The 21,477-nt window shown below is 41.5% G+C and carries 21 protein-coding genes; 18 read left to right on the forward strand and 3 right to left on the reverse strand.

Going from position 1 to position 21,477, the window contains the following annotated elements:
• The first annotated feature begins 37 nt into the window (after positions 1 to 37).
• The 16 genes from HZB59_10525 to pyrB all read left to right on the forward strand — a co-directional run bounded on the left by HZB59_10525 (position 38) and on the right by pyrB (position 16,477).
• Positions 38 to 1,345 (forward strand): acetyl-CoA hydrolase/transferase family protein, encoded by a 1,308-nt coding sequence (locus HZB59_10525; GenBank protein ID MBI5021859.1) that lies wholly within the window; start codon positions 38 to 40, stop codon positions 1,343 to 1,345.
• 68 nt (positions 1,346 to 1,413) lie between these two features.
• On the forward strand, positions 1,414 to 3,666 hold the full coding sequence (locus HZB59_10530) for an NADP-dependent malic enzyme (GenBank protein MBI5021860.1): 2,253 nt from the start codon (positions 1,414 to 1,416) through the stop codon (positions 3,664 to 3,666).
• A gap of 38 nt (positions 3,667 to 3,704) precedes the next feature.
• Positions 3,705 to 4,031 (forward strand): 4Fe-4S dicluster domain-containing protein, encoded by a 327-nt coding sequence (locus HZB59_10535; GenBank protein MBI5021861.1) that lies wholly within the window; start codon positions 3,705 to 3,707, stop codon positions 4,029 to 4,031.
• Positions 4,028 to 5,110 carry a 3-methyl-2-oxobutanoate dehydrogenase subunit VorB gene (locus HZB59_10540; protein ID MBI5021862.1) on the forward strand — a complete coding sequence of 361 codons (1,083 nt, stop codon included), beginning with the start codon at positions 4,028 to 4,030 and terminating at the stop codon, positions 5,108 to 5,110. Before HZB59_10535 ends, HZB59_10540 begins: the two co-directional genes overlap by 4 nt.
• Before the next feature lies 1 nt (position 5,111).
• A complete protein-coding gene (locus tag HZB59_10545; GenBank protein MBI5021863.1) occupies positions 5,112 to 5,933 on the forward strand; it encodes a 2-oxoglutarate oxidoreductase in 822 nt (273 codons plus the stop codon).
• Positions 5,930 to 6,487: a 2-oxoacid:acceptor oxidoreductase family protein gene (locus HZB59_10550; GenBank protein MBI5021864.1), complete on the forward strand. Its 558-nt coding sequence runs from the start codon at positions 5,930 to 5,932 to the stop codon at positions 6,485 to 6,487. Before HZB59_10545 ends, HZB59_10550 begins: the two co-directional genes overlap by 4 nt.
• Positions 6,488 to 6,501: 14 nt before the next feature.
• A complete protein-coding gene (locus HZB59_10555; protein ID MBI5021865.1) occupies positions 6,502 to 6,759 on the forward strand; it encodes a hypothetical protein in 258 nt (85 codons plus the stop codon).
• Positions 6,760 to 6,864: 105 nt separating this feature from the next.
• A complete protein-coding gene (locus tag HZB59_10560; GenBank protein MBI5021866.1) occupies positions 6,865 to 7,854 on the forward strand; it encodes a hypothetical protein in 990 nt (329 codons plus the stop codon).
• 14 nt (positions 7,855 to 7,868) lie between these two features.
• A complete protein-coding gene (locus HZB59_10565; GenBank protein ID MBI5021867.1) occupies positions 7,869 to 9,170 on the forward strand; it encodes a PLP-dependent transferase in 1,302 nt (433 codons plus the stop codon).
• A gap of 5 nt (positions 9,171 to 9,175) precedes the next feature.
• Positions 9,176 to 9,628: a CoA-binding protein gene (locus tag HZB59_10570; GenBank protein ID MBI5021868.1), complete on the forward strand. Its 453-nt coding sequence runs from the start codon at positions 9,176 to 9,178 to the stop codon at positions 9,626 to 9,628.
• A gap of 275 nt (positions 9,629 to 9,903) precedes the next feature.
• Positions 9,904 to 10,167: a ferrous iron transport protein A gene (locus HZB59_10575; protein ID MBI5021869.1), complete on the forward strand. Its 264-nt coding sequence runs from the start codon at positions 9,904 to 9,906 to the stop codon at positions 10,165 to 10,167.
• Positions 10,168 to 10,186: 19 nt separating this feature from the next.
• Positions 10,187 to 12,046 (forward strand): ferrous iron transport protein B, encoded by a 1,860-nt coding sequence (gene feoB / locus HZB59_10580; protein ID MBI5021870.1) that lies wholly within the window; start codon positions 10,187 to 10,189, stop codon positions 12,044 to 12,046.
• A gap of 303 nt (positions 12,047 to 12,349) precedes the next feature.
• Positions 12,350 to 13,678 carry a GTPase gene (locus tag HZB59_10585; protein MBI5021871.1) on the forward strand — a complete coding sequence of 443 codons (1,329 nt, stop codon included), beginning with the start codon at positions 12,350 to 12,352 and terminating at the stop codon, positions 13,676 to 13,678.
• 6 nt (positions 13,679 to 13,684) lie between these two features.
• Positions 13,685 to 14,605 (forward strand): ornithine carbamoyltransferase, encoded by a 921-nt coding sequence (argF, locus tag HZB59_10590; protein ID MBI5021872.1) that lies wholly within the window; start codon positions 13,685 to 13,687, stop codon positions 14,603 to 14,605.
• Between the two features lies 1 nt (position 14,606).
• The gene (gene arcC, locus HZB59_10595; protein ID MBI5021873.1) at positions 14,607 to 15,557 is read left to right on the forward strand and encodes a carbamate kinase; all 951 of its coding nucleotides are present in this window, start codon (positions 14,607 to 14,609) and stop codon (positions 15,555 to 15,557) included.
• Complete coding sequence (pyrB, locus tag HZB59_10600) at positions 15,554 to 16,477, forward strand: aspartate carbamoyltransferase (GenBank protein MBI5021874.1); 924 nt, start codon at positions 15,554 to 15,556, stop codon at positions 16,475 to 16,477. Before arcC ends, pyrB begins: the two co-directional genes overlap by 4 nt.
• A 26-nt stretch (positions 16,478 to 16,503) precedes the next feature.
• On the opposite strand, the gene HZB59_10605 is transcribed toward pyrB, so the two are convergent.
• Positions 16,504 to 17,751 (reverse strand): MFS transporter, encoded by a 1,248-nt coding sequence (locus HZB59_10605; protein MBI5021875.1) that lies wholly within the window; start codon positions 17,749 to 17,751, stop codon positions 16,504 to 16,506.
• Positions 17,752 to 17,883: 132 nt separating this feature from the next.
• Here HZB59_10605 and HZB59_10610 point away from each other — a divergent pair, with 132 nt between their 5' ends.
• Positions 17,884 to 18,255: a response regulator gene (locus HZB59_10610; protein MBI5021876.1), complete on the forward strand. Its 372-nt coding sequence runs from the start codon at positions 17,884 to 17,886 to the stop codon at positions 18,253 to 18,255.
• 109 nt (positions 18,256 to 18,364) lie between these two features.
• Entirely contained in the window at positions 18,365 to 18,520 is a 156-nt protein-coding gene (locus HZB59_10615) for a hypothetical protein (GenBank protein ID MBI5021877.1), read from the forward strand.
• On the opposite strand, the gene HZB59_10620 is transcribed toward HZB59_10615, so the two are convergent.
• The gene (locus HZB59_10620; GenBank protein ID MBI5021878.1) at positions 18,517 to 20,745 is read right to left on the reverse strand and encodes a PBP1A family penicillin-binding protein; all 2,229 of its coding nucleotides are present in this window, start codon (positions 20,743 to 20,745) and stop codon (positions 18,517 to 18,519) included. The genes HZB59_10615 and HZB59_10620 overlap by 4 nt on opposite strands.
• Positions 20,742 to 21,476, reverse strand: coding sequence for a UDP-2,3-diacylglucosamine diphosphatase (locus tag HZB59_10625; protein MBI5021879.1), 735 nt, complete (start codon positions 21,474 to 21,476; stop codon positions 20,742 to 20,744). The genes HZB59_10620 and HZB59_10625 overlap by 4 nt, the downstream gene beginning before the upstream one ends.
• Position 21,477: the final 1 nt, after the last annotated feature.

Genomic DNA, 21,477 nt, shown 5'->3' on the forward strand with positions numbered 1-21,477 from the left:
TTGACTGTCATAATCAAACGATAAATATTTAAAGAATATGAATTGGGTATATCAATATAAAGAAAAGCTTACAACACCCGAGCAAGCGGTTACCACCGTTAAGAGCAACGACCATATTTTTATAAGCGGGAATGCAGCAACACCTTTTCAACTGGTAGAAGCACTTGCCGCACGCAAAGATGAACTGAGGAATGTGGAAGTAAACCATGTTCTCCTGATAGGTGATGATCCGTTCACGAAGCCGGGGATGGAAAAACATTTCAGACATAATTCTTTATTTGTCGGTCCGGCAGATCGCCTTGCTATTAACGATGGTCGCTCCGATTATGTGCCGGTTTTTCTTTTTGAGATACCTGCTCTTTTCACTAAGAAAGTTATTCCTCTTGATGTTGCAATAATCCAGGTCTCGCCTCCGGACGAGCACGGATTTATGAGTTTTGGCGTCGAATGTCTAACATCCAAAGCTGCCGCCGAAAGTGCAAAAATTGTTATAGCTCAAGTGAATGAAAATATGCCCCGCACATTGGGAGATTCATTTATCCATATTTCGCGTATCCATAAGATTGTTGAGTTATCGAGAGAATTACCTGAGCTCCCGAGAAAACCACCTTCCGCGGTTGAACTTCAGATCGGAAAGCACATAGCCTCTCTTGTTGAAGACGGTGGAACACTTCAACTTGGGATTGGCGGAATTCCCGATGCCGTTCTGCAATCATTGATGGATAAAAAAGATTTAGGCATTCATACCGAAATGGTTTCGGATGGAATTGTAAAACTCATTGAATCCGGAATCATCACCAACAGTAAAAAAACACTCCATCCCGGTAAAATAATCGCCACCTTTATTTTTGGCTCGAAACAATTATACTCGTTCGTTGATAACAATCCGCTATTCGAAGTTCATCCGTGCGATTACACAAATGATCCGTTCATCGTGGCTAAGAACGAAAAAATGGTGGCTATCAATTCAGCCATCGAAGTCGATATCACAGGTCAAGTTTGTTCCGATTCAATCGGTACTAAAATTTACAGTGGATTCGGCGGTCAGCTCGATTTTATTCGCGGAGCGGCTTATTCGAAGGGCGGAAAACCAATTATCGCACTTCCATCGACAACAAAAAAAGATACGGTTTCAAGAATAGTACCCAAATTAAAATCAGGAGCGGGAGTTGTTACCACCCGTGCCGATGTTCATTATGTAGTGACCGAATACGGTATAGCAGAACTTCATGGTCGAAATATCCGCCAGCGTGCCAAAGCGTTGATCGATATTGCCCACCCGAAATTCCGCGAAGAACTTGAACGGTATGCTGTTGAACATAAATATACTCGACCGGTTTTATAAAATATATCGATAAGTTATTCAACCGGATAAAATATAAAGTGAGACTATCATAAGAAAGGAATTTTACTATGTTAAAAAAACAAGATGCACTTGATTATCATTCCCAGGGACGAAAGGGAAAGATCGAAGTTGTTTCTACTAAACCGTGCGCTACTCAGCGTGACCTCTCCCTGGCATATTCGCCGGGAGTTGCAGAACCATGTCTTGAAATTGAAAAAAATCCTGAAGATGCTTATCTCTACACCACCAAAGGAAACCTTGTTGCAGTTGTCAGTAACGGAACAGCTGTGCTAGGATTAGGAGATATAGGTGCCCTTGCAGGCAAACCTGTGATGGAAGGTAAAGGTGTGTTATTCAAAACATTCGCAGATGTAGATGTTTTTGATATCGAGCTTGACTCTCACGATCCGAAAGAAATAATCAAAGCTGTAAAACTTCTTGAACCGACATTCGGTGGAATTAATTTGGAAGATATTAAAGCACCCGAATGTTTCGAGATTGAAGAAGAATTAAAAAAGATAATGAATATTCCTGTGTTCCACGACGATCAGCACGGTACCGCGATCATCAGCGGAGCTGCGTTGCTGAACGCGCTTGAAATAGTCGGTAAAAAGATTTCAGATATTCGCGTTGTGTTCAGCGGCGCTGGCGCTTCCGGTATTGCATGTGCGAAATTTTATGAAACCCTTGGTGTAAAACGAAGTAATATCCGGCTTGTTGACACTAAAGGTGTTGTGTTCAAGGGACGTACAGAAGGAATGAATAAATACAAAGAATATTTTGCGGTCGATACTAAGGATAGAACGCTTGCCGATGCGATGAAAGGTGCTGATGTTTTTTGTGGGGTTTCCGTAAAAGATTTAGTCACCAAAGATATGGTTCGTTCGATGACCGATAACCCGATTGTGTTTGCTATGGCAAATCCGGATCCCGAAATAACATATCCTGATGCCATTGCCGCAAGGAAAGATATTATTATGGGAACAGGCAGGTCGGATTATCCGAATCAAGTTAATAATGTTCTCGGATTCCCGTTTATATTCCGGGGCGCATTAGATGTCAGAGCAACGCAGATTAACGACGAGATGAAAGTAGCCGCAGCAATGGCGTTAGCCAAGCTTGCGAAAGAAGATGTACCGGATACGGTAATTCGTGCTTATGGCGGTAAGAAGATTGAATTTGGCAGAGAATACATTATTCCAAAACCGCTTGATCCTCGAGTTCTATTGTGGGAAGCTCCTGCGGTTGCGAAGGCAGCAATGGAAACAGGTGTTGCCCGTATTCAAATAAAAGATATGGAAGAATACAAAGATCAACTCGAAGCGCGTCTTGGAAAATCGCGTGAAATTATGAGAGTGTTCATCCATCAAGCCCGTAAATCACCGAAGAAAATTGTTTACCCGGAAGGAGAAGAAACAAAAATTCTTCGTGCCGCACAGATGGTGATCGAGGATGGAATCGCACACCCGATTTTACTGGGCGATCCCAAAATAATCGAGCAAAAAGCTAAAGATATGTCGATAGATATGAGTGGAATCGAAGTTATAAATCCGCTTAACTCAAAGAAGTATAAAGATTATACAGTCAAATTTTATGAATATCGGAAAAGACGGGGGATAACACACTTCGATGCAGAACGGCTAATGAAAATAGAAAATTACTACGGCATGATGATGGTGCGCGAGGGTGATGCGGATGGATTAATATCCGGATTGACACAGCACTATCCCGACACTGTCCGACCTGCACTTCAAATAATTGGTCACAAGGAAGGAACAGATGTAGTGGCCGGTCTGTATATGTTGATCTTTAAAAATCAAATCATCTTCATTGCAGATGCTACGGTAAATATCGAACCGGACGCTAAACAGCTTGCGCAGATCGCAATGCTGACTGCCGAGAAAGTAAGACAATACGATGTTGAACCGCGAATAGCAATGTTGGCATTCAGCAATTTCGGCAGCACTCGGCATCCGCTCGCAGATAAAATGCGCGAAGCGGCAGATATTGTGAAAGCCAAAATGCCAAGTTTGATTATTGATGGTGAAATGCAAGCAGATACCGCGGTATCACCTGAAATAATCAATGAAATTTATCCGTTCAGCAGTTTGAAGGGCGGAGCCAATGTGCTCATTTGTCCGGGACTTACATCAGCGAATATTGCGTATAAACTGTTAGCCCGTCTTGGAGGTGCAACCGCCGTAGGACCGATTCTTATGGGAATTAAAAAACCGGTTTACCTTTTAATCCCAGGTAATGATGTATCCGATATCGTAAATATCACTGCGATGGCGGTTAAAGATGCACAATTAACAGATTAAAGAAACAGATAAGATTAATCATCAATCAGAGGAAATTCATGGCAGTTCGAGGAACAGTCAAAGTCGATATCGAGACTTGTAAAGGGTGTGAGCTTTGCGTAGAAGCATGCCCGCAAGATACTCTCGCGATGTCGAAAGATATAAATAATAAAGGATACCACTTCGCAGTAACCATTCAAGATAATTGTACGGGGTGCGTTAATTGTGCGTTGGTTTGTCCGGATGCAGTTATTACTGTCTATCGTTCTTCTTCAAAGAAAAAAGATAAAGAACCGGTAGCTGTAATCTCCAATGTGAAAAGCAATATAAAATTTACAATCGATAACCCCAATGTCCCCGGTGGAGTAGGAAGGATTGATGTATGAGTGAGATACGTTTAATGAAAGGAAACGAAGCAGTAGCAGAAGCAGCCATTCGTGCCGGATGCGATGCCTATTTCGGTTATCCGATAACCCCTCAATCCGAAATCATCGAGTATCTATCAGACCAAGGACGTAAACGCGGTATGATTGTGATGCAGGTGGAAAGTGAAGTAGCGGCGATAAATATGATATATGGCGCTGCAGGCGCCGGTGCTCGCGCAATGACAACTTCGTCGAGTCCCGGGATGAGTCTCATGCAGGAAGGGATATCGTATATCGCTTGTGCGGAATTACCATGCTTGCTAATGAACGTAAATCGTGGTGGTCCCGGTTTGGGAACCATACAACCGTCGCAAGGAGATTATTTTCAATCGGTGAAGGGTGGAGGTCATGGCGATTATCATCTGATAGTTCTCGCGCCCGCAAGCGTTCAAGAGATGGCCGATTTTGTTTATCTTGGCTTTGATCTCGCCGATAAGTATCGAAATCCGGTACTCATCCTAACCGACGGGGCGCTTGGTCAAATGATGGAAAAAGTTATTTTTCCGGAGTACGATCCCAAAGCTCACAAACCTCCGAAACCATGGGCAACAGTTGGAAAGAGCAGTAACCGATCTCCGAACGTAATAACATCGCTTCATCTCCACTCTGACGAAATGGAGAACATCAATATTCGGCTTCAGGAAAAATATCGCAAGATAGAAGCGAATGAAGTTAGATATGAATTGATGAACACCGAAGATGCCGATGTTATCATGGTAGCGTATGGTTTAACCGCCCGGATTTGCCAGCGAGTTATTGAACTTGCAAAACAAACCGGAATAAAAATCGGATTGATGCGTCCGATCTCGCTCTATCCTTACCCGTTCGATATTATTGCGAAACTTTCGGAGCAGGTAGGCGGATTTTTCGTGGTTGAAATGAATGCCGGTCAGATGATTGAGGATGTTCGCTTGGGTGTGAATGGAAAAGTGCCTGTCGGATTTTATGGCAGGATGGGAGGTGTAATACCTACCGCCGAAGAAATTCTGCATAGTTTACAACTGTTTATGAAAAGTATTGCGATGAAGGAGAAAGTATAATATGTCCGACATTCAAGTTCCAACAAACGGCATGGAAGTAGTTTGGGAAAAACCGAAATCCTTAAGCGAAACGAGAATGCATTACTGCCCCGGCTGCGGGCATGGTGTGGTTCATAAAGTTTTAATGGAAACGATTGATGATCTTGGAATCCAGGATAAAACTATCGGAGTTGCACCTGTTGGTTGCTCTGTTATCTCTTACAATTATATGAACATCGATATGCAAGAAGCGGCTCACGGGCGGGCAACGGCGGTCGCTACCGGTATAAAGCGGGTTCTCCCCGATAGACTTGTTTTCACGTACCAAGGTGACGGAGATCTTGCAGCAATCGGAACAGCAGAAACTATCCATGCGTGTAATCGTGGTGAAAATTTCTTGATCATTTTCATTAACAACGCCATATACGGAATGACTGGAGGACAAATGGCTCCTACTTCACTCCTCGGCATGGTTACAAGCACCACACCCGAAGGCAGGCAGGTTGAAACTCAGGGATTCCCGATAAAGATTACCGAGATGGTTGCAACATTGCCGGGTACTTATTATATCACCCGTCAATCTGTTCATAATCCAACCGCCGTAAGACATCTTAAAAAAGCGGTTGAAAAAGCTTTTAAATATCAACAGGATAAAAAAGGAACCTGCTTAATCGAAGTCGTTTCAAATTGTCCATCGGGTTGGAAGATGAATCCGCTGGAAGCGAATCAGTGGCTTGAAAAAAATATGTTTCCTATGTTTCCTCCGGGTGACATAAAAGTGGAAGGAAAACTTATCGAGAAGAAACAAATAACTATGCCCGAGCAGAAGGAGACTAAAATATGACACATGAAATTTTATTTGCCGGATTTGGCGGACAAGGTATTCTATCAATGGGGATGACGCTTGCTTATGCGGGTATTATCGAAGGGAAAGAAGTTTCATGGATGCCTTCGTACGGTCCCGAGATGCGCGGTGGTACGGCAAACTGTATCGTGATTGTATCCGATAAACGAATAAGTTCTCCGATCGTTGGTAAATTCGATGCGTTGATTGCGATGAACCAGCCATCGCTCGATAAGTTCGAGAAATCTGTGAAGCCGAACGGAATCATCATGTATGATAGCGGGAATATAATTGTTCCTCCCACGCGGACAGATATAACGATCGCGGCAGTTCCTGTAGAAGCTGAAGCATTGAAACTCAACAATCTTAAAGTTAGAAATATGATTATGGTTGGTGCCTTTTTAAGTGTTTGTCAGGTTGTTGAAACCGGAACAGTTGTAAAAGCGTTATCTAAAGTTCTGCCCGAACGATACCACCACATGCTAAAAATAAATCAAGAAGCGCTCGAACGGGGAGAAAAAATTGTAGTAGAAGCAGCCACACCATTAGCTTAATGGAGGTCGAAATTATGAAAAAAGAAATTGAATGTGCTCACTCTTGTAAAGGATTTTGCAACGCGTTGGAAATTGCAACTCTTCACGAGAAAGAAGCTATTCTTCAATATGACTCGCTGCGGGATGAGTGTAACTATCCTGATGTAAAGGTGATATTGAACGAATTGATTATACAACGCCAAAAAACTATCCGCTTACTTGAAGAAGCGAAAGTCTTGTTAAAATCGAAGTTCGAAGTTCTGGATCAAATACAGGATGGATTTAAAAGTTAATCACCCGGATTGAATGGGTTATCCATCCTTTTTATCCGACTCTTGAACGATTTTTAAAAATGCATTAGTCAGAATGCAAATGAAATTATAATCAAAGGGATTGAAATGCAGATGCACTCAAATACTTCACAGTTGCGAAACGATTTCCGTCCCAGGATGATCGTTTGGCAGCTGACAGGTAATGGCGCCCTGGATAATTTGCACGACAAATTACTTACTCAGCATGAATGTCTCTGTATTATCGATAGCATCGCACGGTTATCTAAACCAATCATCGTTTTGAACGGTGATTCTCTAATCGATCGGCCTGATTTACATGAAATAATCGAGTACGGAAGCGCACTGGACTTAAAGATGATTGCCGAAGTCCATCCCGAAGAAATTACGGAAGAGCTACTCGATAAATATAAATCGTTAGGACCAAAAACATTCCGACTTATCCTGAATAATCATATTGTTGAAGATTTCGAAACAAGATTTCAGTTAACGCCCGCTTTCCAATCGCTTGAACGCGCTGTGGATTTATTGCGTGCTAAAGAATTCGAAATTCACTTTAGCATTCTGGTTACAAAACCAAATCTCAGGAATCTCGCCTTCAATTTAGATTACGCTTTCAGGAAAAATGGTCATGGTTTATACTGTCACCTTCGTTTCGATAGAAGCGTTCAAGAAGTAACAATGCTCGATGACGAGATTAAATCTCTCGATGAATTCATCACCAAGATATCAGATTTAAAATTCATTCTTCCCAATAACATGTATCTCTCACCCCAATGCGTCAGGTACTCGCCGTTTCCGGAAGAAGAGCAAAACGATTTTGATTTTTCCGATAGTAGACATCCGCGTTGGATCCATCACTGTCTCGCAGGAAAAACTTATGCTTTTATAAACGAGCTGGGAAAAGTTTTTGTTTGCAGCGGTATGTGCCAGGAGTGCGGTGATCTGAGAGAAGAAAATTATAATTTCAAATCGATCTGGATGAATTCAGAAGTTATGCAGCTGTTGCGAGAACACTTCCGCTCGTGTGTTCAAACACGTCTCCTCTTGAAAAAGACCAGGGGAATTCCGGTTCAACAATTAGATATCATTCAATAATATGCAAATGAATTATGAAAAAAAATAAACAAAAACATTCGGTAGAAACCACACTCATTCACGGAATGAATATCAGCAAAAAATGGGATTTCAGCCATCATGTTGTTCCTCCCATATCATCATCGTGCACATTCCGCCTGGAATCGGCTAAACGCGGCGCGCTCGGTTTCGCGGAGTTCGCTCATCATACGGATGATGCGGCTATTTCATCAAGCGCCCCTATTTATATATACGACCGGCTTGGTGAACCGAACAAAGAAGTGCTGGAGGAAAATTTAGCCGCCGCCGAGAATGGTGAGGCCGCGGTTACATTCTCTACCGGAATGGCGGCAGTTGCTGCCGCGCTTGGATGTGTAACAGGTACGGGTGATGAAATTATCGCTCATAATATTCTATACGGATGCACATACTCTCTGCTCACAAATTGGTATCCTCGCTACAGGATTTCGACAAAATTCATCGATATGAAAAATCCTGTCAATGTTCGGCGCACAATTACACCGAAAACACGGGTAATTTATTTTGAAACTCCCGTAAATCCCACACTTGAATTGATTGATATTCAAGCGATCGTCAATGAAGTGAAACAGCAAAATAAAAAGAGGCCCAAGGGAAGAAAAATATACGTTATCGTCGATAACACTTTCGCAAGTCCGTATTGCCAGAGACCTCTCGAGTTCGGAGTTGATTTTGTAATTGCATCTCTGACTAAAAATATTTGTGGTTTCGGAACCGATATGGGCGGGGTTGTTGTGGGTCCCAAGTGGAGCTACGATATTTTGCTGCTATATCGAAAAGATTTTGGAGGTGCCCTTGCCGCGAAAAGCGCGTGGCCACTTCTTGTGTATGGTTTACCAAGTTTAGCAGCGCGAATGCGCCATCAAATGGAAAGCGCGCTGGCAATATCTACTTTCTTGGAGAGCGATCCGCGTGTTGCGTTCGTGAATTTTCCCGGATTAAAATCGTTCGCCCAATCCGACTTAGCAAAGAAACAAATGCGAGATTATGACGATAAGTTCGCACCCGGCAGTATTCTTTATTTCGTTCTTAAGGGAAAAAGTCCGAAGCAGCGTCATAATAAAGGAGAAAAATTTATTAACTTCGTTGCAAAAAATGCTTATTCAATTACTCTTGCAGTAAGCTTGGGTCATATCAGAACGCTGATTGAACATCCGAGTTCTATGACTCACTCAGCTATTCCTTTGGATGAACAGGTGAGAAGCGGGCTCGAGCCGGGTGGTATACGGCTTTCCATCGGATTAGAAAAACCGAGTGATATAATCAAAGATCTTGCGAATGCTTTAGACAGAGTTTGATCCCGATGATTTCCAAAAAATTGATCGATGGTTTTCTTGAAGATGGAATATTTGCGATAGTGGGAATATCGCGTTCAGGAAAAAAGTTCGGTAATGTTATTCTGAAAGAATTAAGTGGAAAAGGATATACGCTTCATCCGGTTCATCCGAGTGCGGGAACAATCGATGGTTTTAAATGCCATAACAATATTTCGGCAATACCGGAAAATGTGAAATCGTTGATCATCGCAGTCAAACCCGACCAATCGAAAAATATTATACGCGAAGCGGCACAATCAGGCATTAAGAAAGTATGGTTTCAGCAAGGATCATCGTCTACGGAAGTTCTTGAGATGTGTTCAGAGTATGGCATCGAAGCCATCCACGGTGAATGTATCTTGATGTTTGTGTCTCAGCAAAAATTTCCGCACAACTTTCATAAATTTATCTGGAAATTGTTAGGGAAATATCCTCAATAAAAAGAAATCTCTTTTTGCATATCAAGAAGTTCTTACCGACTGCGAACAGATTTAAACCAAATAATATTTGTTATAGTATATCGTTTTTCAATTATTCATTTTTAAAATCTTATTAATATCTAAATTATCGTGAATTTATCATACGATAAAAAAGATCATACTTGGAAAACTAAAAATGGTTATTAAATTGTTATACTGATAAGGATAAAATCATCCTTATTGAGATATTCTGATTTTACGTTAAAATCGGAGAAAATGAAAGAATTTTGAAGATTATGGTTCATAGTAAAGATGTTCACAAATTGATATCAGTTAATAGCGGTCAATGGATTAAAATAGTGTTTGTTCCGCACGGAGTGATGCGAGCGCAGTTTGTTCGCTTGGGAATTCATGAAGGCGAACGGGTAAAATGTTTGGAACGGTTACCCGGTGGTACGGTAGTTTTGCAAAAAAATCGTCAACATATTGCAATTGGAAATCAGTTGGCAAAGCAAATTCTTGTGACGGTTAGCGGAGAAAAAGGAGCTCATCGTGACTGAATTTCCATCCGAGAAGAAAATCGAACATCTTGAAAAACATCCTCACGCGCAACCAACACTTCTTGAAAAGAATAATCAAAAATCTAAAATTGTTCTGGTTGGGAATCCGAACGTAGGCAAATCGCTTATCTTCAATGAATTAAGCGGCATGAATGTTGAAGTTTCTAATTACCCCGGTACAACAGTGGAAATCACGAAAGGGATTTACCGTAATTATGAAGTATACGACACTCCCGGTGTTTACGGCGTCTCCTCTTTCAATGACGAAGAAAAAGTTGCAAGAGATGTAATACTACAAGCCGATTTGATAATCAATGTTGTTGATGGCGTTCATTTGGAGCGGGATTTGTTTCTAACCCAACAATTGATTGATATGGGAAAAAAAATCGTCGTGTTGGTTAATTTTATGGATGAGGTGAACAGGCATCAGATAGAAATTGATTTTGATCGCTTCTCGCATTTTCTCGGAGTTGATATTATACCAATAATCGCGGTAGATAAAACTGGTTTCGAACGATTAGATGAAGCAATCCAAAATACAAGAGAGGGAATACAAAGAGAAGAAACGCATTCGATTTTGCACTCGATGCTTAATATGGTAGGTTCACAGGCAGAGGCACTCCTTATATTGGAAGGTGATGAGTTTGTGGCAAAAAAACATGGCGTTCAGCTGGGGAATAAACGTGATGAAATATATATTGATCGGCGTAATCGAGTTAATTACGTAATAAGCCAAATCATTCATGATGTTTCTGAGAAAAAAAGGTTTCCTGAATTATTCGGCCGATGGGCTATCAGACCGAGTACCGGAATACCAATTTTCATCGTCGCAATATATCTTGCATACCTTTTTGTCGGAAAATTCGTTGCTCAAGATGTTGTTAATTTCACAGAAAAGCAGATCGGTCAAGCACACTGGGAACCGTGGATACGCGGGTTAATAACCGACATCACTCCCTCAACCTCTTGGTGGAATGCTATTCTTGTCGGTGAATTCGGTATTATAACAATGACAACGACATATCTATTCTTCCTTCTCCTGCCACTGGTAATTGCCTTTTATATCGCGTTGGCATTGATGGAAGATAGTGGATACCTTCCACGTCTTGCGACAATGGTCGATTCAACTTTAAATAAAATCGGATTGAACGGGAGGGCTGTTATTCCCCTCATCCTCGGATTTGGATGTGTTACTTCTGCAACCCTTACAACAAGATTGCTTGGATCGGAGAGAGAAAAAACAATCGCAACTGCCCTGTTGCAATTTGTTATACCGTGCTCTGCGCAGATAGCGGTTATTGCCGCGCTGCTTGCCGGCGCCGGTATTTATCCTATGGTCGTTTATATAATTACAATTCTTGGTGTTCTTATCGCTATCGGAACAATTTTAAACCGCTTTCTCGCGGGTGAGTCGGTGCCATTGTTATTAGATTTGCCTCCGATGCGCTTGCCGAAAATAAATAATGTTGTTCGAAAAACAGTTTTTCGCTCATACAACTTTATGAAGGAAGCAGCCGGGTGGTTTTTTGCAGGAGCATTAGCTGTTGGAATCGCGCAAAATACCGGAGCCCTTACATTCATTACCCGATTGCTCAAACCGTTAACAACTTATTGGCTGCAACTTCCGGAAGCGGCATCAACAGCGTTTGTTATGGGTGTGGTTCGAAGAGATTTTGGGGCAGCCGGCCTTTATCATCTTTCATTAACACCGATGCAGATTACTGTTGCGCTGATAACCATTACATTATTCGTTCCTTGCATAGCATCACTGATGGTGATGATGAAAGAACGCGGATTTAAAGAAGGATTTATAATCTGGATCGGTACCTGGATAGTTGCATTCGGTATCGGTGGTGTAGTTTCTCATCTTGTTCAATGAGATTGATTGTGTCGGTCGAATTAAATAAGAAAACATTTGAGGAGCAACGAAAATCCGAAATTCGGCTTTGTTCGAAATGCAATTTCTCTGTTGATAATCCTTTCATCGAAAGATGTCCGCGCTGTTATTCCCTTCTATCCAAAGCGTCTGTAGACTGCGAGGGTTGTGTCCATAAAGTTTTGTGTCCTACCGGAAAATATCGTAAATTCAATCCTCAAGAGTCCGATCTTTAAGTCGATTTTCTTTAATTTCAGACTGAATTAACGGAATTTTTATTCCACAAAAAATTTAGAGGATTTGTATATGAAGAGGATAAAAGTAATCATTATGGGAGCTGCCGGCAGAGATTTTCATGATTTTAATACTGTTTATCGTGATAATGAATTGTACGATGTTGTAGCATTCACTGCAACTCAAATTCCTAACATCGACGGTAGAAAATACCCTGCTGAGTTAGCCGGTAAGTTGTACCCCAACGGAGTTCCAATCTACCCCGAATCAGATCTGGTTTCCCTAATCAAAAAAAATAATGTAGATGAAGTAGTTTTCGCATATTCTGATGTGTCCCATAATTATGTTATGGCAAAAGCGTCTGTGGTTATGGCGGCCGGTGCGCATTTCAAACTTTTAGGTGCTCATCCGACGATGATAAAGAGTAAAGTTCCGGTGATTGCTATTGTTGCCGTTCGAACCGGTTCCGGTAAAAGTCAAACCTCGCGCAAAGTATGCAAGCTTCTTCGCGATATGGGAAAAAGAGTTGTTGCGATCCGTCATCCGATGCCCTATGGCGATTTAGTGAAGCAAAAAGTTCAACGCTATCAAACACTCGATGATCTTGTAAAGTTTGAATGCACTGTTGAAGAAATGGAAGAGTACGAACCGCACATTGTGAATGGTACCATCATATATGCCGGTGTTGATTATGAAGCTATACTTCGGCAAGCAGAGCAAGAAGCAGATGTAATTGTTTGGGATGGCGGGAACAACGATATGTCGTTCTACCAACCGGATATGACGATTACGGTTGCCGATCCTCATAGGCCCGGACATGAATTGACTTATTACCCAGGAGCCGCGAATATTAATTTAGCTGATGTTATCGTTATCAATAAAGTTGAATCTGCCACTCGCGAGAATATCGATTCCGTACGAAGAAATATCAGATCGGTAAATTCAAAAGCTGTGGTGATTGAGGCGGCATCGCCGATATCTGTTGATGACGAAAATCTTATCCGTGGTAAAAGAGTGCTTGTAGTTGAAGATGGTCCAACACTCACACATGGCGAAATGGCTTACGGTGCGGGTGTTATTGCCGCGCAAAAATTCGGTGCTAAAGAAGTCGTCGACCCGCGTCCATGGGTTGTGAATTCAATTGCCGAAACATTCACGAAATATCCGAAGATAGGAATATTACTTCCGGCTATGGGCTACGGCGGAAAACAAATTAAGGATCTCGAAACAACAATCAACAAAGTGGATTGCGATACCGTAATAATCGGCACTCCGATTGATCTTCGCCGGATTATTAAGATAAATAAACCAAGCGTTCGCGTACGGTACGAGTTGGATGAAATTGCTAAACCCGATTTGAACGATTTGTTGTCGAATTTTTTTAAGAATTACAAAGGATAATCAAGCATGAAAAAAGATTTCTTAACGATCGCAGAATGGTCTTCAGATGAATTATTTGCCCTCATCGATTTATCGAAGGAAATTAAAAAGCATCCCGAAAATTATCGACACAGTTTGGAAGGAAAATCTATTGCGACAATTTTCGAGAAACAGTCACTCCGGACTCACGTAACTTTTGATGTTGGAATTTACCAGTTAGGCGCGCATGCAATTTATTTGACGCAAGGCGATATAAGCCTCGGTAAACGTGAATCAATTTATGATACCGGAAAAAACCTGGAGCGTTGGGTCGACGGTGTTGTTGTGAGAACCTACGCTCATAAAACATGCACAGATCTAGCCGAAGCAATGAAAATTCCGGTAATAAATGCGCTGACAGATTTTGAACATCCATGTCAGGCACTGGGCGATTTTTTGACTGTTCACGAAAAAAAATGGAGCTTCACCGGAAAAAAATTCGTTTTTATCGGTGATGGAAATAATGTCTGCCATTCTCTGATGATATTTGCCGCTAAAGTTGGAATGAATTTCGTCGCGAATACACCCAAGGGATATGAGCCCGACAAAAATGTTGTAAAATTATCTGCCGCAGCGGCTAAGAAAATGGGTTCCACTATCGAAGTAATAAACGATCCGAAAGAAGCCGTCAAAAACGCGGATGTGCTCTACACCGATGTTTGGACGAGCATGGGGCAGGAAGCGGAAAAAGAAAAAAGGTTGGAAATATTCAAGAGCTATCAGGTAAATAAAAAATTAATGGCGGTTGCTAAGTCTGACGCCATTTTTATGCATTGTTTACCGGCGCATCGTGGAGAAGAAGTGACCGATGATGTGATCGATTCGAAAAATTCCGTTGTATTCGATGAGGCGGAAAATCGGTTGCATACTCAAAAAGCAGTTATGCTAACATTGCTTAAGGGGGCGTAGTCTGAAAAATTCGGTTCTAATTGCGATCGGAGGAAATTCACTAATTCGTGCCGGTCAAAAAGGTACAATTCCGGAACAATTTGCCAACGCCCGCATAACCGCTCAAAGTATATCAGATTTGGCAAAACTCGGATATCGTTTAGTTATTACTCATGGAAACGGTCCGCAAGTAGGTGCCCAGCTTCTCCGATCTGAAGCCGGTTCTCATCAGACATATACAATGCCGCTCGATGTTTGTGTCGCGATGACACAGGGTGAAATTGGATATATTCTTCAAACTTCTTTGCAGTCGATTCTGAAATCGATGAATCTGCAGACATCGGTTGCGGGACTTGTTACGCAAGTTGTTGTCGATAAAAACGATCCCGCATTTCTCAAGCCAACAAAACCTATCGGTCCGTTTTACTCGCGCGAAGTTGCTCAGCAAAAAAAAGAAGAGCTCGGTTGGAACATCATAGAAGATGCTGCGCGAGGTTATCGGCGCGTTGTTCCTTCTCCTAAGCCACTCGATATTGTTGAACTCGATATCATCAAAGAGTGCCTTGAGCGAGGAATAATTGTAATCGCTTCCGGCGGCGGTGGGATACCCGTAAGTTTTGAAAATGGTTCGATTGTTGGCGTTGAAGCTGTAATCGATAAAGACCGTGCATCAGCTCTTCTTGCAAACCGGTTAGGGATTGAACGATTTATTATTTCAACAGAAGTAGAGCAAGTATATATCAATTTTAAAAAGTCGAATCAAAAACCTTTAAGTACGGTTACTCTAGATGAAATAAAAAAATACCTGGAGGAAGGACATTTCCTTGAGGGAAGCATGAAACCGAAGATAGAAGCCGCGATAAATTTTCTTGATGGAGGTGGAATGGAAGTAATAATCACAGATCCGGCACACATAATTGAATCCTTTGAAGGAAAAACAGGTACACGAATAAAAGGAAGGAGATTGCAATGAAATTAGGACATGTTATAGAATCTCAGCAATTTACGCTACCGATGCTGGTGGAACTTTTCGAAGTTGCGGACCAGATGGAAAGAATTGTCGCACGTGGAGGTACACAAGATTATCAAAGCAAAATAATGGCTTCCTTGTTTTATGAGCATTCAACCCGGACGCGATTTTCTTTTGAATCTGCGATGTACCGCCTCGGCGGAAAAGTTTTATCAACTGAACGGGCGAATACGTTTTCTTCTGTTGCCGCAGGCGAGACTCTGGAAGATACAATTCGCGTTGTGAGCAATTATGCAGATGTGATTGTTTTAAGGCATAACGAAATCGGTGGTTGCGCGCGTGCCGCCGCAATATCTGCTGTTCCTATTGTTAATGCAGGAGACGGAAAAGGAGGACAACATCCCACTCAGGCTCTTCTCGATTTGTATACAATTTATAAAGGCGTGAAAACACTCGAAGGCGTAAAAGTAGCCTTGGTCGGTAATCTGACAGATGGTAGGACGGTAAGATCGCTCGCTTACCTGCTGGGGAAATTTGAAAGAGTGAAATTGTATTTCGTTGCACCGGACTCATTTCAAATCAAACAAGATATACTGGATTATTTGACGAAACACAATGTTTGGTACGCTCTTGAGAATAATCTAAAGAAAATATTGCCGGAGGTTGATGTTGTATACAGCACGCGTATCGAACCGGAATTATTAACCCAACGTGGTGAACGATTGGAGACAATCTCACAATATTTTATTGACGACACATTACTGAAATTACTTCCGTCCCACGCGTTAGTAATGCACCCGCTTCCGCGGTTGCATGAAATATCGCCGACGGTCGATACCGATCCGAGGGCTGTTTATTTCAAACAAACTAAAAACGGAGTGCTTATTAGAATGGCTCTCTTAGCTTCGGTGCTTGGTTATTAAATTATTGAACTGGGAGTAAAAAAATATCACTTGTTAAGTTTTGCGCGCGGTTCCTTGACTATCAAGATCATTATCAGAATTCCGATGATTGAACATCCCATTGCTAAACCGAACAACCAGTTATATCCGAATGCTTCGCTAATCCAGCCACCCAACAATCCTGAGACATAAAAAGGAGAGAGTATCATATTCATCAACGCGATGTAGGTTGAACGTCTCTCTGCAGGCGCATATTCCATCGCGATGTTATGCCGTATCATTAATTCCGATCCCAAATTCATTCCCATGAATAGAAAAACACCGTAAAAGATTTCTATAGAACTTGATAGAGTGCCGAGTAACGAAGCGATGAGCATTGCGCTTGCACCTGATATCAGAGCGACTTTGTTTCCGAAATGATCGGCTATGAATCCGTTAATCAGCGCACCGAGACCTTGACCAACAACCATTACAAGCGTGAATCTTCCAACAGCACTATCATCAGTGGCAAAATGTCGGAGTCCGTATACTGTAAAAAATCCCGCAGGCATAACAGCGAGCGTGAGCGGGATTGAAGCGTAAAGAAAATTCCGGAATTCATGGTTGTTCTTTAAGACAGATTTGAGCGATGCGAAATATTCGGACAACGATTCTCCGCTGATTGTATTGCTTGGCGTTTCTTCCACCAAAGCGAATTGAAGTAAAATAGATATAAGCTGTAGAACGAACGTGATCGAAAAAGCAATTGCGTAACCGTATGGGAAGTTAAATTCTATTAAAAGTTTTGAAAGCAATAGAGAGCCGAACAGCGCACCGATACCGGCAATAGCGGTTCGTATACCGGTTAACCTTCCCCTCAAATGAGGTTCAGTCAGTTTTGCAAACATATCGAACCAGAATGGCGTAGCGATTCCCATTAAAATTTGGTGTGCGGTAAAAAGTGATAGTATGAGTAATATCGTAATATGTTGATTATCAGCACCAAAAATGAAAAGTACACACATTATCAACAAAACATTAATACGCTGAAAAAGTCCCCAACGAATCGCCCACTTTTTTTTCCATTGCTGTCTTTGCGCGTAGCGGGCAGCAAAGATTTGGGGAACGTAAAGTCCGACCCAAGTAATGACGATTAAAGCTCCGACATACAAATTGTTTCCACCAAGACGTGTGATCAACGCCGGCAGAACTGTATGGGGTGCAACAAACGAAGCGCCTGCCATGAATAATGCACCTTCAGCAAGGTTAATTGAGAAATTCCTTCGGTCCGAATTATTTTTAAACCTATTAATCATTTTATTAGTAAAATATAACGTCTAAATATAAACAACATAATTTCACAAAGCTAATCGATTATAAAAATTGACTTTAGGAGTAAGAACTGGTATATTAATCATAAGTCGTCTCCTAACCTATTATTTTTTAAAGTGAAGAAAAAAAACATACTGTTTCTTGAAGATGAAGACGAATTGTTGCTGACGTTGGGAGCGCTTCTTCGAGATCAGAAATATAATGTTCTTGAAACTAAGAGTGCGGAAGATGCGCTCAAAATTTTAAAAGAATATACTCCGGATCTCATCATCGCAGATATCAAGCTTCCCGGGATTGACGGGTTTGATTTTTTCCATGCTGTTCATCAGAATCCTAGCTATAAGAAAATTCCATTCATATATCTCACCGCGTTTAATAATCTGAAAGCTGCGATTCGGGCAAAAGAAGAGGGAGCTGCGGATTATATCACAAAACCTTTCGATTTAGAATACTTAATGGTTAGGATACGCGAGTTAATCCCGCCATAGGGCGAGCATTATAAAAAACGGCGATCGCTATAAAGTAGTGATCACCGTCATTGTTTTATGCTGAAACTTGAACTATTTTGTATTTAAAAAGATGGCATAATCGAATATTATGATTAATGAAGATAAAGGTCTTGTAAAGATTTTAAAATGGGCAGGTATTGTTGCGTTGATCACAGTGCCTGTTATTGTTTTTCTCAAGAACAAAAAGAGTAAACAGGCATCAGATAATTCAGAAGACGAATCGAGTATCTATTCAACCGATTAAAAATTGGTTGGATTTTTTTGATCTTCCATTTCTTTCCAGTTACTGCTGGTGTGCTTTGTACACTTTCCAGGTAAATATTTTTTATTGAAAATTTCAGTTTCCTTTTCAGGACAAAACTCTGTTGCAATTTTCTTTGTTTCAGCGCATATCGAGTCAGTTTCAATCCCATCCGGTTGAATGAAATATGCCACAGGTAAATTAATGTTAGGATCGTCGTAAACATATTTCATGAATCGTCCCCAAATTGGTGCGGCGGCTCGCCCCCCTTGTCCATCTTCGTTTGTGAAGTGCACGGATTTATTATCAAATCCCACCCAAACACCGGCTGTAATTTTCGGAGTGAATCCAACAAACCATGCGTCGGCATATTCCTGAGTTGTACCCGTTTTACCCGCGGCGGGCCCAACGAAATAATTTCTGACGCGTACTCCTGTTCCACCGTTCACATTACCTTCCAACATGCTCGTCATTAAGTAGGCGGTTTCTTTGCTTAAAACATCACGCTTAGTCGGTTGATTTTCTTCTATTATATTTCCGTTTTTATCTTCTATTCGAACTATAGCTAGAGGTTCAACATAAACACCTTCGTTCGGATAAACGCCATACGCGGAGATCAGCTCGAGCGGTTGAACTTCACCCGTTCCGATTGCCAACGATTCATAAGGAGGCAGATCGGATTTTATTCCCATTCGATGGGCGTATTGAATGACAGTTGAAATAGGAGCAAGTTCCATTATTACGCGAATTGCAACCAGGTTTATGGATTGTTTGGTAGCTTCACGAATAGTGAACTTTCCGCCGAATGTGTGGTCAAAATTTTCCGGAGCCCATCTTGTTCCGTCAGCCATCATCAGTGTCACCGGTTGATTCATTATCTCATACGATGGCGGATATCCGTTATCGATCGCCACGGTGTAAACGAACGGTTTGAATGCAGACCCCGGTTGCCGAAGTATTTGTGTTACGTGATTCAATCCATACTTGAACGATTTAAATTCCGAGCCGCCAACCATGGCAAGGATTCCTCCGCTCGAGTGATCAATTGCTGTAAATCCTACTTCTATTCTTGCTGCAAGTTTTTTTACAGACTCGAGAAACGCTTGATTCTTTTTTAGCGCACGAGCAATGCTGTCTCGCTGCTTATCCGTTAAGGCATCGCGGTATTCTTCGGATGTACGGATCGCGAGCGATATAACCTGCCGTAATTCATCTCTGTGATATTTCCAATTCCAACGCTTGTTGAATTCAGATTGATATTCTCCAAGATGCTCATCGACCGCACGGTTAGCGTATCTCTGCATTCTGCTATCCAGTGTCGTATATACAGAAAGTCCATCGCGGTAAATGTCGAATCCGTATTTTTCCGCTTTCTGAATTAATTGTTGGCGCACCATTTCTATGAAATGCGGAGCAATACCGGCGCGCAGATGCTCGTCGAGAGGGATGAATGTAATCTTTTCATTTTTTGCAATTTCAAATTCCGGCAGTTTCAAATATTCATATTTTACCATCTGACTCAATACCGTATTACGGCGATTTATGGCTCTTTCGAAATGACGGAATGGATCATAAGCGCCGGGTCCTTTCAATAAACCGATTAAGAGAGCCCCTTCAGAGACAGTTAAGTCTTTTGGATTTTTCCCGAAATAGATCTGCGCCGCTGAAGAAATACCGTATGCGCTTCTTCCAAAAAAAGCGACACTCAAATACATTTCCAGTATTTCATTTTTTGTGTAGTTACGTTCAATTTGCACAGCGGTTATAAACTCACGGATTTTTCTCGACATCTTTCCGAACACAGATTCATTCGATCCTTTTAACTCGTATAGATTTCTGGCTAACTGCTGTGTAATCGTGCTGGCACCTTCGCGTAGTCGGAGCGTAAAAACATTTTTCACCATCGCGCGCGCAAAACGGGGTAAGTCAACACCCCAATGCTCATAAAAATTTTTATCCTCGGTGGCTATCAGTGCCTGAATCAAATGTGGCGGAAGCTGATCGAGGGTGATTGATGTGCGGTTTTTAATGTAATACTGATCGAGTACTTCTCCGTCAACCGAGTACACTTTTGTGGCATATTCGGGTTTCGGATTTTCAAGTTGCTCAAGAGATGGTAATCCCGAAAAAAGGTAAACACCGTATGCTGCAATAAGTATCGTTATTCCAAGAACAAGTAAAATTATATTCCGGCGGCGATCTTTGAAAATATTTTTGATTTTTTTCATTCTTTGTTTTGCTTCCATTCTTGGAGTGAGATCTTTCCGTTATCTATCACGGCATATCTGCCCCCATCTATCCAATCTCCAAGATTGATATAAATTCCGCCAACAAGATTGTTCACGCTCGGTATGTGCCGATGACCCATGATGACATAATCGTTACCCTCCTTAATTTTTTGCTGGGCGAATTCAGTCATACCATCTCCTTCACCATAATGTTTTCGGGAAGTGTATTGCCGGCTCGTTTTTGAAGACGAGCGGGCGAGTTTTAAACCGATATCCGGATGAAGCCACGAGAATAACCAGATTGAAAAAGGGTGGCGTACGATTTTTTTTAAAATCGAGTAACCGACATCGTTTTTTGCATGTCCGTCTCCATGATGCAAATAAATTTTTTTGGATTGATGTTCAAACTGAAATGGTTCAAGGTAAACTTTCATTCCGATCACTTCAGAAAAATAATCCCGTACCCAACAGTCGTGGTTGCCGACTAAAAAATGCACGGTAATTCCACTATGAACGAATTCATCCAATTTCGATAATGTTCGGTGAAAACCTTTAGGAATAACGTTTCTATATTCAATCCATGCATCGAACAGATCTCCGATTATGAAGAGTTGTTCGGCGTCTTTTTTTATCGAATCTAAAAAACCGATAAACCGGTTTTCTTTTTCTCGTTCTTCGGATTTTGATCCTAATCCTAAATGAATATCGGATACGAAATATATCTTCGGCATT

It is taken from the genome of Ignavibacteriales bacterium (assembly GCA_016214905.1).
Classification (GTDB): Bacteria; Bacteroidota; Ignavibacteria; order UBA10030; family SZUA-254; genus PNNN01.

Bases quoted from the DNA above. Each gene is read 5' to 3' on its own strand.
- HZB59_10575 (MBI5021869.1), top strand. From the start codon at position 9,904: ATGGTTCATAGTAAAGATGTTCACAAATTGATATCAGTTAATAGCGGT.
- HZB59_10615 (MBI5021877.1), top strand. From the start codon at position 18,365: ATGATTAATGAAGATAAAGGTCTTGTAAAGATTTTAAAATGGGCAGGT.
- HZB59_10525 (MBI5021859.1), top strand. From the start codon at position 38: ATGAATTGGGTATATCAATATAAAGAAAAGCTTACAACACCCGAGCAA.
- HZB59_10620 (MBI5021878.1), bottom strand. From the start codon at position 20,745: ATGAAAAAAATCAAAAATATTTTCAAAGATCGCCGCCGGAATATAATT.
- HZB59_10605 (MBI5021875.1), bottom strand. From the start codon at position 17,751: ATGATTAATAGGTTTAAAAATAATTCGGACCGAAGGAATTTCTCAATT.
- HZB59_10535 (MBI5021861.1), top strand. From the start codon at position 3,705: ATGGCAGTTCGAGGAACAGTCAAAGTCGATATCGAGACTTGTAAAGGG.
- argF (MBI5021872.1), top strand. From the start codon at position 13,685: ATGAAAAAAGATTTCTTAACGATCGCAGAATGGTCTTCAGATGAATTA.
- HZB59_10565 (MBI5021867.1), top strand. From the start codon at position 7,869: ATGAAAAAAAATAAACAAAAACATTCGGTAGAAACCACACTCATTCAC.
- HZB59_10555 (MBI5021865.1), top strand. From the start codon at position 6,502: ATGAAAAAAGAAATTGAATGTGCTCACTCTTGTAAAGGATTTTGCAAC.
- HZB59_10570 (MBI5021868.1), top strand. From the start codon at position 9,176: ATGATTTCCAAAAAATTGATCGATGGTTTTCTTGAAGATGGAATATTT.
- HZB59_10625 (MBI5021879.1), bottom strand. From the start codon at position 21,476: ATGCCGAAGATATATTTCGTATCCGATATTCATTTAGGATTAGGATCA.
- HZB59_10585 (MBI5021871.1), top strand. From the start codon at position 12,350: ATGAAGAGGATAAAAGTAATCATTATGGGAGCTGCCGGCAGAGATTTT.
- HZB59_10545 (MBI5021863.1), top strand. From the start codon at position 5,112: ATGTCCGACATTCAAGTTCCAACAAACGGCATGGAAGTAGTTTGGGAA.
- HZB59_10540 (MBI5021862.1), top strand. From the start codon at position 4,028: ATGAGTGAGATACGTTTAATGAAAGGAAACGAAGCAGTAGCAGAAGCA.
- HZB59_10550 (MBI5021864.1), top strand. From the start codon at position 5,930: ATGACACATGAAATTTTATTTGCCGGATTTGGCGGACAAGGTATTCTA.
- HZB59_10530 (MBI5021860.1), top strand. From the start codon at position 1,414: ATGTTAAAAAAACAAGATGCACTTGATTATCATTCCCAGGGACGAAAG.
- pyrB (MBI5021874.1), top strand. From the start codon at position 15,554: ATGAAATTAGGACATGTTATAGAATCTCAGCAATTTACGCTACCGATG.
- HZB59_10560 (MBI5021866.1), top strand. From the start codon at position 6,865: ATGCAGATGCACTCAAATACTTCACAGTTGCGAAACGATTTCCGTCCC.